11 protein-coding genes are annotated in these 12491 nt (G+C 42.7%); 6 read left to right on the top strand and 5 right to left on the bottom strand.

The features are described 5' to 3' along the window. Window positions 1-468: 468 nt before the first annotated feature. Window positions 469-2502, top strand: coding sequence for a methyl-accepting chemotaxis protein (locus DXX94_RS15805; RefSeq protein ID WP_116017369.1), 2034 nt, complete (start codon window positions 469-471; stop codon window positions 2500-2502). 262 nt (window positions 2503-2764) lie between these two features. On the opposite strand, the gene dxs is transcribed toward DXX94_RS15805, so the two are convergent. Genes dxs through DXX94_RS15820 form a run of 3 tightly spaced genes read right to left on the bottom strand, consistent with a single transcriptional unit; the run spans window position 2765 to window position 5796 of the window. After that, window positions 2765-4627: a 1-deoxy-D-xylulose-5-phosphate synthase gene (gene dxs / locus DXX94_RS15810; protein ID WP_116017370.1), complete on the bottom strand. Its 1863-nt coding sequence runs from the start codon at window positions 4625-4627 to the stop codon at window positions 2765-2767. Between the two features lie 14 nt (window positions 4628-4641). Next, on the bottom strand, window positions 4642-5532 hold the full coding sequence (ispA, locus tag DXX94_RS15815) for a (2E,6E)-farnesyl diphosphate synthase (protein ID WP_116017371.1): 891 nt from the start codon (window positions 5530-5532) through the stop codon (window positions 4642-4644). 18 nt (window positions 5533-5550) lie between these two features. After that, window positions 5551-5796, bottom strand: a complete 246-nt coding sequence (locus tag DXX94_RS15820) for an exodeoxyribonuclease VII small subunit (protein WP_116001119.1) — start codon at window positions 5794-5796, stop codon at window positions 5551-5553. 342 nt (window positions 5797-6138) lie between these two features. On the opposite strand from DXX94_RS15820, the gene pomA reads away from it, so the two are divergent. The 4 genes from pomA (at window position 6139) to thiI (ending at window position 10241) form a co-directional block, all read left to right on the top strand. After that, on the top strand, window positions 6139-6903 hold the full coding sequence (pomA, locus tag DXX94_RS15825; protein ID WP_116001118.1) for a flagellar motor protein PomA: 765 nt from the start codon (window positions 6139-6141) through the stop codon (window positions 6901-6903). An 11-nt stretch (window positions 6904-6914) separates the two neighbouring features. Continuing rightward, entirely contained in the window at window positions 6915-7874 is a 960-nt protein-coding gene (locus DXX94_RS15830; RefSeq protein WP_116001117.1) for a flagellar motor protein MotB, read from the top strand. A gap of 209 nt (window positions 7875-8083) precedes the next feature. Next, window positions 8084-8674, top strand: coding sequence for a cytochrome b (locus DXX94_RS15835; protein ID WP_116017372.1), 591 nt, complete (start codon window positions 8084-8086; stop codon window positions 8672-8674). Between the two features lie 112 nt (window positions 8675-8786). Further along, window positions 8787-10241 (top strand): tRNA uracil 4-sulfurtransferase ThiI, encoded by a 1455-nt coding sequence (gene thiI, locus DXX94_RS15840; protein ID WP_116017374.1) that lies wholly within the window; start codon window positions 8787-8789, stop codon window positions 10239-10241. 116 nt (window positions 10242-10357) lie between these two features. On the opposite strand, the gene DXX94_RS15845 is transcribed toward thiI, so the two are convergent. Next, a complete protein-coding gene (locus DXX94_RS15845) occupies window positions 10358-11380 on the bottom strand; it encodes a ketopantoate reductase family protein (RefSeq protein WP_116017376.1) in 1023 nt (340 codons plus the stop codon). Beyond that, the gene (locus tag DXX94_RS15850; protein WP_147302302.1) at window positions 11377-11766 is read right to left on the bottom strand and encodes a VanZ family protein; all 390 of its coding nucleotides are present in this window, start codon (window positions 11764-11766) and stop codon (window positions 11377-11379) included. Before DXX94_RS15850 ends, DXX94_RS15845 begins: the two co-directional genes overlap by 4 nt. 182 nt (window positions 11767-11948) lie before the next feature. On the opposite strand from DXX94_RS15850, the gene DXX94_RS15855 reads away from it, so the two are divergent. Then, window positions 11949-12431: a YajQ family cyclic di-GMP-binding protein gene (locus DXX94_RS15855; protein WP_116001113.1), complete on the top strand. Its 483-nt coding sequence runs from the start codon at window positions 11949-11951 to the stop codon at window positions 12429-12431. Window positions 12432-12491 lie beyond the last annotated feature (60 nt).

Raw genomic sequence — 12491 nt, forward strand, 5'->3', positions numbered from 1 at the left:
TTTGTTGATATAGTTATTCTACATCTCATCAATTGGGCGAAGTTATCGCGACGCTGACACGCTCCCTAAGGGCGAGTTTAAAAGGCTCATATGTATCGTTATTGATTTTGACAAGGGAACGACCATTCTCTGCAATCAATGCCTTGCCTCTGAGACTTTTAATTCTCGCTGAATGCTTAAGTATTTATTTCAATTGGTATTAACCAATTCAAAAGCTACTGATGTCAGTAGCTTTTTTTATGCCTACACGTTTTGCCGTAAACGTTTGACACAACCGCTAACAAGATAACGACATAGTTTCGCTCAAAAAACTTTCATTTTATCTTTTCATTTACCTGTATCGCTGTTTTAATAACCGTGTCTGATATAAAAAATAAGCTAATAAATTCAGCTACATAATAATGTAATTTGAATAGCAGTAATTCAGCAAAAAAATAATAAATACAGATATTACAAGTAGGTGTTCATATGAATGTAAAGGTTGCCCATAAGATCATTCTTGGCTTCGTTGTCATACTTTTACTGCTCATCTTTGCCAGTGTCAGCTCCATTGGCATTCTCGCCGATATTGAGCAGGCGACTAAGGAAGTTGACAGTATTGCGATACCCGTGCAAAAACAAAGTACTGGGTTGCAAATTGGCTTGCTAAAACAAGCTAAGCAAGCCTCCCAAATTACCACCGTAGATAGCGAGCAGCAGCTTTCAATTCTTAAGTCAGGTTTTGGCAATCAAGGCATCAGGCTTAGTGAAGCAAAGCAAAACCTCGATCAATTATCATTACCTACTGCGCTAGCCCAGCAGTTAAGCGCCTTTGAGCAAGAGCAGTCACTATTCGCACAAACAGTGGCGAATATGTTTGGCTTTCAGTCTAAATCACTTTCTCTAGCCCAGTCACTCACAAGCGTTGAGCAACAGATTGGCGCCAATCTTAATGAAGCGGGAGCTTTGCTCGTTGACTTAACGTATTTGGAAGATGACAAAGAGCAAGCGATTGTCGACCGTATTATCGGCTCTGCTGGGCAAATAGAAGGCTATGTGATCAACCTTGCTGATGCCGCTAACAGTGTACTTAGTATCAATGATTTAGAGGAGCTAAATCAAAGCCAAGAGCTAATCGAACAGTCTTTATTGAATATTAAAGATTTAGTCGGCTATTTGGTTAGGCAAGGCGAAGACTATGACACGCAAGGGCTGATTGAGCAGTTTGTCAGCGAGTTTGAACAGGCGAATGACAAGCTCACTAATGAGCGCAGTTTGTTTGTTATCAAGCGAGAACAATTGGAAAACAGAGCAAACCTAATAGAGGCTGCTAATCGCTCTGAACAGCAAATAGAACAAGCGCTCGCGACCATAGATAAACTGCTTGAACAAGTTGATTCTAACTTATCGAATTTACAGCAAAATGTTTTTGACGATGTTGATAATGGCCAAGCACTAACCTTAATTATTTTGGCGGTTATTATGCTTGTGAGTGTCACTATCGCAGTTTTGACAATTCGTGCGATGATCAAGCCGCTCTTTCATATCAATGAAGTCCTGCACCGCATTGCTCAGGGAGATCTCACTAAACAGCTGGATGTGGTTAGTGAGGATGAATATGGTCAGCTATCGAAAAATGTCAACTCTGTGGTATCACACTTAAAAACCTTAATTGATGATATTGGGCAAAATGCGAATGCACTGGCGCAAGCGGCTAATCGCTCACAAACCGAGTTACAAGCGGTGGCAACCTCACTGGATTCTCAGCAATCAACGGTTGATGAAGTTAATCATAATACCTTGTCGCTCAGTGAACATGCGGATGAAGTATTGGCTAAGTCGACCGATGCTGAAAATCAGATGACAGAAGCTTTAAATCGCAGTAATGAACTTGAGCAGCGTGCTAATAGCACGGCAGGTAAGATTAATGATTTGACGATGTTGCTGCAAAATACCGCTGGCAAAGTCAGTTTGTTGAATCAAGAAGCAACCAATATCAGTAGTATCTTAGAAACTATTCAAAGTATTGCTGATCAAACTAACTTATTGGCACTTAATGCGGCAATTGAAGCTGCACGTGCCGGGGAGGCTGGTCGAGGTTTCTCAGTGGTGGCCGATGAGGTGCGTATGCTTGCCAGTCGTACACAAGAGTCAACTTCTGAAATTAATGCGATGATTGATTCGCTACAGGCACAAACTAGCAGTGTTGTAGAGGAGATTGAGCAAGGGAAAAACAACGCGACCCGCTGTCAGACAGACACTGAGTTACTGTTAGAAACACTGACGACGATTAGCCAAGCAATTTCACAAATGCATTCAATGAGTATTGATATTTCAAGTGCAGCGCAACAGCAGAATAACTTGAGTAGTGAAATCAACGATAGTATTTCGCAAGTAGCCTTAGTGAGCCAGCAAAGTAGTGAAAAATCGACAGTAACTCTTGGCTACAGTGAAGAGGTCGCGAAACTTGCTCAATCGCTAGAAAGCGCGGTTGATGCCTTTAATGTTAGAACAGGTACCTAATACCAATTTCAATAAATATTTGATCATTCTGACTGGTTAAAATGCTCACTAACTGCGTTATTATTTTTGAAATTAGAACAACTAGTTAACAAAAAATAACGCCTTGTTTATGAACCTTTTTCCTGCGCCATAATTGATCAACGAATTAATTCAATTGGTATAAGCTAATATTCATGGAATTGAAGGTCATGGACTGAAAAACCAAAAAAGCCGCAATAGCGGCTTTTTTGGTTGTTAGGGATAGCGGGGTAAGTCGCAGAGACTAACCAATAAACGCGTTAACTTTATCGATAATACCCTGACAATCTAAGCCCAACTCTTGGTGAATTTCTTCTTGTGTCCCGTGTTTAATAAAAACATCTGGTAAGCCAATATTGAGTACTTTTATTGCACGTCCTTGGCTTAACAAGAACTCATTCACTGCTGAACCAGCACCACCGGCAATGGCATTATCTTCAACCGTTACAATCACATCGTGATTGTCGGCAAGTTCGTTGATAAGTGCTTCATCAATTGGTTTAACAAAGCGCATATCAGCTAAGCTTGCATTAAGTGCATCCGCAGCTTGTGAGGCTTCGCCCAAAACCGTACCAAAATTCAAAATCGCAATTTTTTCACCTTGGCGTTTTTTCACGCCTTTGCCTAGCGTGATAGTTTCATCAAGCGTCGGCAATTCAGCGCCCGTGCCACTGCCACGAGGATAGCGTACCGCAGCTGGGCCATTATGCAGGTGACCAGTTGTTAACATCAACTGACACTCGCGTTCGTCAGACGGTGTCATAATCACCATATTTGGTATACAGCGCATAAAGCTTAAGTCGAACGCACCTTGGTGCGTAGGGCCGTCAGCGCCAACAATGCCAGCACGGTCAATCGCAAACAAAACCGGTAAGTTTTGAATGGCAATATCGTGAATCAGCTGATCATAACCGCGTTGTAAGAAGCTTGAGTAGATAGCGACAACGGCATTTTGGCCGCCAATGGCAAGGCCTGCTGCGTAGGTCACAGCATGCTGTTCGGCAATGGCAACATCGAAATATTGATCAGGAAAACGCTGGCTAAATTCAACCATACCCGAGCCTTCGCGCATCGCTGGTGTAATTGCCATTAACTTGCTATCGCGCTCGGCCATGCCACATAGCCAGTCACCAAAAATCTTAGAATAAGTTGGTAAGCTTGGCTTGCTTTTCGGTAGTGACGTTTCAGCAGGGTTAAATTTAGGTACCGCGTGGTACTTAATTGGGTCTTGTTCTGCTGCTTGGTAGCCTTTACCTTTCTTGGTTGCGATATGCAAAATTTGCGGCCCTTTCAGGTTGCGCATATTGCGAATGGTATCAACTAAGCCATTAACGTCGTGGCCGTCAATTGGCCCTATGTAGTTAAAGCCCAATTCTTCAAAGAAGGTACTAGGTACTACCATGCCTTTGAGATGTTCTTCGGCACGACTGGCTAATTCTTTGATCGGCGGAATATTGTTAAGTAAGCGTTTACTACCTTCTCTGAATCCAGTAAATAAGCTACCAGAAAGTAGTTTGGCTAAATGATTATTCAACGCACCCACGTTTTCCGAAATTGACATCTCGTTGTCATTTAAGATGACTAACATATCTTTATTGATGTCACCGCCGTGGTTTAATGCTTCAAAAGCCATACCTGCGGTCATCGCACCGTCACCAATAACGGCAACAACTTTGCGATCTTTGGCTTCTTTTTCGGCAGCAACGGCTAACCCTAGTGCGGCAGAAATTGACGTACTTGAGTGACCGACACTCAGCACATCGTATTCACTTTCTTCGCGCCACGGGAACGGGTGTAAGCCGTCTTTTTGACGAATCGTGTGAAGTTGGTCGCGACGACCCGTGAGAATTTTGTGCGGGTAGGCTTGGTGGCCAACATCCCAAATCAGGTGATCAAACGGTGTGCGATAAACATAGTGCAGCGCAACCGTTAGTTCAATTGTGCCTAAACCAGAGGCGAAATGGCCGCTGCTTTTACTGACAGAGTTTAATAAATAGCTTCGTAACTCATCACTGACTTTGGTTAACTGATCTTGGCTCAGTAAACGCAAATCGTCAGGGGAATTGATCGTTGATAATAAAGGATATTCAGCTAGATTAATGGTCATAGTCTTATTAGTAATTAATGAGTACGGCGAACAATAAAGGTCGCAAAGTCTGCCAAAGTGTCGGTATTGTAGGGCAAAGTAGCTAAAGCTTGAAGCGATTCTTGGTATAGCGTTTCTGCCTTTTGCTGGGCATCTGCTAAGCCAAGTAGTGCTGGGTAAGTTGATTTATTGGCTTCAATATCTGAGCCTTTAGGTTTACCAAGTTGCTCTTGTGTCGATGTAATATCGATAATATCGTCTTGTACTTGATAAGCTAGCCCAATAAGTTCGGCAAATGTTGCGAGCGTCGTTTTTTGCTCATCAGTAACTTGTAGCGCACATTCTGAGGCCATTGTAACCGAGGCTTTTAATAGTGCGCCGGTTTTGAGCTTGTGAATGGTTTCAAGCTCGTTCAATGAAACACGCTTATCGGTTGCACTTAAATCTAATGCTTGGCCACCACACATGCCTTGGTAACCGGCCGCGGCAACTAGTTGCTGTAACAGAGTTGGCATTTTTTGTTGACCAAAGTCTGAAAACGGGTGATTGGCAAGAAAGTCAAACGCCAGTGTTTGCAAGCTATCGCCTGCCAAAATAGCTGTTGCTTCGTCAAAAGCCTTGTGACAAGTTGGTTGTCCGCGTCGTAGATCATCGTCATCCATAGCAGGCAAATCATCGTGTAGTAATGAATACGCATGAATGCACTCTAAGGCGCAGGCAATGCCGTCTAAATCTTCAAGTTTGGCGCCTAAAGCTAGACCAGTGGTATAAACCAAATAGGGACGCATGCGTTTGCCGCCAATTAACAGGCCATAGCGCATTGCTTCTAATAGCTTAGTGTCATTAACGGGTAGACCATCAAGCTTGTTGGCAAGTAACTGGTTAACGCGTGCTTGATATTCACTAAGTTGAGGTAAAGTCGTCAAAATCTTTATTGCCTTAAACTAAGCGTTATCGTCTTGTTCAAAGTTCGTTAAAGTACCTTGACCATTTTGATTAATCAGCATTTGCACTTTTTGCTCTGCGCCTTGCAGTTTTTGCTGACTTAATTGACTAAGCTTTAAGCCGCGTTCAAAAACCGCCATTGACTCTTCTAAACTTAATTCACCTTGCTCTAATTGTTGAACAATAGTGTCAAGTTCGCCAAGCGCCTCTTCGAACGATAGATTTTCCAGTTTCTTCTTTGCCATTTCTATACCACGGATAGCCCGTTTTTGATGATAAACAAGTGATGACCAAACGCACTCTCTGCCTATTTAATAAGCATCGCTTCGATTGATTAAGGTTAGTTTAGCATTGCAACCTAGTAATAAGGCGCAAAGGTACATGAGCGGCGCGTCTAGGTCAATCAATGGCACATATTCGCCCGCTTATAGTAACGATAGCTGAACTGAATCAAAAACAAGTTAAGTTATTGACCTTTCGGGCGATACTATCTGTGTAACAGGCTGTAATACAGGTCGCGATTCATTTATTGATAATGTATTATCAGCAGAGTTCTGCTCGTTAAAGACACACATTAGGAGGCATTTGTGGATTTAGCTACGCTAATTGGGATGTTGGGCGCAATCGGTTTCATCGTGATGGCGATGATTTTAGGTGGCGACATTTCAATGTTTGTCGATACCCAATCAATTCTTATCGTATTCTGTGGTTCTATTTTCGTTGTTTTATCGAATTACAACCTTGGCCAGTTTTTTACCATTGGTAAGATCATTGGCAAGGCATTTATGTTCAAGCTGGAAAAGCCAGAAGAGTTAATTGAAAAGTCTGTTGAAATGGCTGACGCTGCGCGAAAAGGTGGTTTTTTAGCCTTGGAAGAGGCCGAGATCTCTAATGCCTTTATGCAAAAAGGTGTCGACATGTTGGTTGATGGTCACGATGCCGACGTGGTGCGCGCCACCATGCAAAAAGACATATCACTAACAACCGAGCGCCATGATACCGGCGTAGGCATGCTAGGTGCGCTTGCCGAAGTTGCACCAGCGATGGGGATGATTGGTACCTTGATTGGTCTAGTTGCGATGTTATCTAACATGGATGACCCTAAAGCGATTGGTCCTGCGATGGCGGTTGCACTATTAACCACATTGTACGGTGCTTTCCTAGCAAACGTTATTGCCATTCCAATTTCGAACAAGTTATCGCTTCGTATGGCAGAAGAAAAGTTAAACCAAGAGCTTATCTTAGATGCGGTTTTGGGGATTCAAGACGGCCAAAACCCACGTGTTATTGAAGGTCTGCTGAAAAACTATTTAGCAGAAAGTAAGCGAAAAATAGACACCACTGAAGAGTAGTGAGGTAAGCCATGTCATCTCCACCTCCTGAGTGTAAGTGCCCGCCCGCAGGTCTACCTGCGTGGATGGGAACTTTTGCGGATTTGATGTCACTGTTAATGTGTTTTTTCGTTTTGCTATTGAGCTTCTCGGAAATGGACGTATTGAAGTTCAAGCAAATTGCTGGCTCGATGAAGTTTGCCTTTGGTGTGCAAAACAAAATTGAGGTGAAAGATATTCCTAAAGGAACCAGCATCATTGCACAAGAATTTCGCCCAGGTAAGCCTGAGCCAACACCGATAGAAGTTATCCAGCAGCAAACCATGGAAATGACCCAACAAATGTTGGAATTCCAGGCGGGTGATGAAACCTCTGCGGGTGGTCGCCAAGAGCAACGTGGCACTGAGCGTGGTGGTCAATCGCAAAGCACCGACACGCAAATGTCGCAACAACAAATTGAGCAAGCTCAGCAGCAATTAGAACAAGCGCAACAAGAGCAAGTGAATGAGTTGGTGAAGAAAATTGCCGAGCAGCTTGAACAACAAATTCAAGATGGCGCGATTGAACTAGAATCACTAGGGCAGCAAATCACGATACGTATTCGTGAAAATGGCTCGTTCCCTTCGGGCTCTGCGTTTTTACAGCCGAAGTTTAAGCCGATTATTCAAGAGATTGGTGTCTTGCTTAACAATGTACCAGGCGAGATCATGATTTCAGGTAATACCGATAATCAAGGTATTGATTCTGAACTCTACCGTTCAAACTGGGATCTTTCTAGCCAACGTGCTGTGGCAATTGCCCATGAAATGGTGAAAGTGCCGAATTTTGATCCCACGCGATTACTTGTCGTTGGTCACGCTGATACGCGCCCATTAGTGCCAAACACCAATGCCTTGAATCGCCGTCGCAATCGCCGAGTCGAGATTTCGATTAACCAAGGTAAAGCGAAAGTCACTGAACCAATTTCTATCAGTGAGAGCAGTGGCAATTAACGACTGATTCACCCATTATCTTTAAGATGAATCAAAATGGCTGACTATACCTGTATAGTCGGCCATTTTTTTGCCTTTTTTCAGCTCACCTAGCTTCATGCATTGTGTATGTAAATAAAGGTAAATCAGCTATACGCCTAGCGCTTGATTAGCATAGGCTAAACTCAATGTTTATTCGCTAATCAGGCATAAATTGAAGGGCTAGCTTTATGATGTTAAAAAATTCATCAACCGACTATGGTTTTATTGCCAAGTGTTTTCACTGGGGAACGGCACTTTTATTTTTAGCATCTTATGTGAGTGTTTATTACCGCCAATGGTTTACCGAGGCTAAAACGCCGGAGAATTGGACCGCATTACAACTTCACCTATCAGTTGGTGTGTCGCTTGGGGTTATCGTTGTTTTGCGCATTATCTGGCGGGGGATAAATCAAGCACCTGAATCTGAACCTGGCAGCAAACTAGAGCACTTGGCTGCCCACCTTGGCCATTATGCGCTGTATGCGGTCATGATTATTATGCCGCTGACCGGCTATTTGGGAACAGGTGTTAATACCGAATTCTTCTTTTTGTTTGATGTACCAAAATTTGAAGATACATGGCTATTTACTTTCATAGTTCAGGATTTGATGGGACTGTCGTTTAAAGCTTTTGAAACTCCGATTGATTTTATCCATAAAGAGATATTCGGTGCTTGGTTGGTATGGCTACTAATTCTAGGTCATGTATTAGCGGCGCTTTATCATCATTATGGTAAGGGCGACCGTACCCTTAAGAAAATGACATCAGGTAAGCCATAAGTTCTAAAGCGCTCACTTGAGAGTACTTACTTATCCCGTGAAGCTGACTAACGCGCATTTTCTTAGAAATAGTGTATAATGCGCGCCACTTTATCCAGCGCTGGGGGAATCAATGAAATTCATCGTTAAATTGCAGGCTGAAATCGCCGTTAAAAGTCGCTCTGTTCGTAAACGTTTTACTAAGATGCTTGAGTCAAATATCAAGAATGTTTTAAGACGTATAGACGAGCAAGTCACCACGCAACTTAACTGGGATAGCATTGAAATTAATACCAAAAATGACACTGCACAGAACCGTGCTGCGTTAGTTGAAACGCTAAAGTGTATTCCGGGTATTGCCTCGTTTTTAGAAGTTCAGCAAGACGAATTCACCGATTTGCATGATATCTACGAAAAAACCTTAGCGGTACATGCCAGCACAATTGAAAATAAAACCTTTTGTGTGCGAGTTAAACGCAGTGGTGAACACGACTTTAACTCGATTAAGGCAGAGCAATATATTGGCGGCGGCTTAAATCAAGCGGTTGAGTCAGCTAAGGTGAAATTGAAAAAGCCTGACGTCACGATTCGCCTTGAAATCAATAAGAGCAAGTTATTTATCGTGACTGAGCTTCACAAAGGTTTAGGCGGCTTCCCAATTGCAACACAAGAAGACGTGTTGTCGTTAATGTCAGGCGGTTTCGACTCGGGTGTTTCTAGTTACCAAATGATCAAAAAGGGCTCGCGTACTCACTTTTGTTTCTTCAACTTAGGTGGCAGCGCTCATGAAGTGGGTGTTAAGCAAGTGAGCCATTTCTTGTGGAATAAATTTGGCGCATCTCACCGTGTGAAATTTATTGCGGTTGATTTTGACCCAGTAGTGACCGAAATCTTAGAAAAAATAGACAATGGCCACATGGGCGTTGTCCTTAAGCGCATGATGATGCGTGCTGGGTCTAAAGTCGCGGAAAAACTAGGTATTCAAGCACTGGTAACCGGTGAAGCGCTAGGTCAAGTCTCTAGCCAAACGCTGACTAACTTAAACGTTATTGACCGAGTTACAGAAACCCTTATTTTACGCCCTTTAGCGGCGTACGATAAGCAAGATATTATTGATATTGCCCGCGCTATTGGCACTGAAGATTTTGCGAAAACTATTCCAGAGTACTGTGGTGTTATTTCGAAGAAGCCAACAGTAAAAGCGGTATTGGCGAAAGTTGAAGAAGAAGAAACTAAGTTTGACTTAAACATTATCGACCAAGTAGTTGAAAATGCCCGTGTATTTGATATTCGCGATATCGGTCAAGAAACCGAAGAAGAAGTACATGCCGTTAAAGAGCTAGCAGAAGTCGGTGAAAATACCGTAATCTTGGATATCCGCAGCCCAGAGGAAGAAGATGATAGCCCGCTGGAGCTAGACGGTATTGAAGTTAAGCATATTCCATTCTTTAAGCTCGGCACTCAGTTCGGCGATTTAGACCAATCAAAAGAATACTTGCTGTACTGTGATCGCGGTGTGATGAGTAAGCTACAAGCACTATACCTGCACGACAATGGCTTTAGCAATGTGCACGTTTATCGCCCTTAGAAAAGTGGCCTAGTTAACAAACTTAAGCTTAATGTTTATAAAAGCCGTGGTTAGCCTTTGCTTACCACGGCTTTTTTTATTTTACTGTTTCGCTAATACTCATTGACGCTAGCAAATCACTGACTAGGTGCAGCACTCTTTAATAACGCATTCACCTGCTCAACTAATGCCGAGTTGCTCGGAACACTAATGCCTGCCTCTATCGCTAACTGACAAATGTAGCCATTAATGGCATTGATTTCGGTTGTTCGATCAGCGCGAACATCTGCTAGTGTTGATGAAACATTGTTGGCCGTGGCTTGGGCAACCGCTAATGCTTGTTCAACAATAGTGTTCGCTTCAAGCGTAATGTCTTGGCTGCTCGCAACTTCCGATACCTCTTTCGCGATGGCCGATATCTGCGGCAAATATTGAGCTTGAGTAATTTCACCATTACACACATTGTTAAGCGCCGTTAATGGGTTAATCACGCAGTTAATCGCTAATTTTTGCCATTGCTTGGTTTTGATATCTGATTGCCAATGGGCATTAGGGAGTGCGCATTTCAGCGCGTTAAACCAAGGTGCTGGTTCGTTTTGCACGAAAGCATGACGACCAATATCAAAACTGCCCAAGCCGGTATGAATTACGTGGCTTTTTGTTGGTCGAAATGCGCCGTGGGTGGTTAGGCATGTATAGATGTTATGTGTTGCCTTAATCTTATCTGACAGCGCTTCGTATACCCCCATGCCGTTGTGCACTAATAAAATATCGGTTGTCGGTGCTAATTTACTGGCGATGTTATTAACGAGCTGTGCAGCATCGTAGGATTTTAAACACACAACAAGCAAGTCAGCATTGTTTAGTGTTTTGTCATCGGCTAAGAGGCAGTGATATTGGTAACTTTGACCGTTAAAATGGCTAAAGCTGAGCTGTTTTTTTAGCTTAGGAGCACTAGGAGTATTGGGAAAACTAGAGATCGTTGGAGAAGTAGGAAAAGCAGGCGCTCGGGTGACAGTAGACAAATTAACCGCCGAGTATTGGGTTAAATACCAACACCAAAGTGAGCCAATAGCGCCTTGTCCAGCCACCACGATGTTTAAATGCTTACACTTGTCAGTTGTTAGGGCAGCAGCTTTCATCTCAGGTGCTTTACTCATACTTTCATTTGGCTTTTGCTTTGGTTCTCAACACACGAGGTATTGGCTGGGCCGTAAACTAACCATAACAATTTCAGTAACATAAAGAGTAAAATGCCAATTGTATCGCCAACAAAATCTTTAAATTCGCCGTTTCTAAAACCTAAAGAGTATTGCGCAACTTCACTGAGTGCTGCATAGCCAATTAACGCTATGGTCAGTGGCCAAGCAGGTAGTTTGAATAAATTACTGAGTAGCCATGTCAGCACGAAAAAACCGATGGCATGACCTATCGTGTCGATTTGCGTGTTGCTCACGACAATGTCGCGTAATTCTGGTGAGAAAAAGAATGCGATACTGGTAAGTGCAAGTATGAGAAAAAATAGAATGTGATGGAGATTTTTCAAACTAAATTATTTCTTAACGTTGTGTTTAAACTATCTCAGCAGAGCTTAAATTGTGCCTGATAGTTGGCAATTAAATTAAAGCATCATCATATCATGGCAAAGGTAAGAAAAAACGGTTGAGTTAGTTAGAAATTCTTGGCTATTTTGATAAACTGGCGAAAAATTTTAGCGAAGGGCACACTATGCCGTCATTTGATATTGTTTCAGAAATTAATTTAGAAGAAGTACGCAATGCCACGGAAAATTCAACACGTGAGTTGAGCACTCGTTTCGATTTTCGCGGAGTAGAGGCGAGCTTTGAGTGGAAATCGCCAGCAGTGGCAGTAAAAGCTGAAGGTGATTTTCAGGTTAAGCAAATGGTTGATATTTTACGTAATCAATTAGTTAAACGACAAATCGACCCGAGAGCAATGCAAATCTCTGATCCTGAGTTTTCTGGCAAGAACTGTACGCAACGTGTTACTTTTCAAGAAGGCATTGAAAAAGACGTGGCTAAGAAAGTTGTTAAGTTGATTAAAGATAGCAAAATCAAAGTTCAAGCAGCTATTCAAGGCGAACAAGTGCGCGTTACCGGTAAAAAGCGTGACGATTTGCAAGCGGTAATGCAGTTAGTACGTGAAGCAGAGTTAGACCAGCCATTCCAGTTTAACAACTTCCGCGATTAGCCAAAAATATAAACAAAGAACGAGCGTTAAGCTCGTTTTTTGTTGCGCCCATTTACAGGT

It is taken from the genome of Thalassotalea euphylliae, from assembly GCF_003390375.1.
GTDB lineage: Bacteria > Pseudomonadota > Gammaproteobacteria > Enterobacterales > Alteromonadaceae > Thalassotalea_F > Thalassotalea_F euphylliae_A.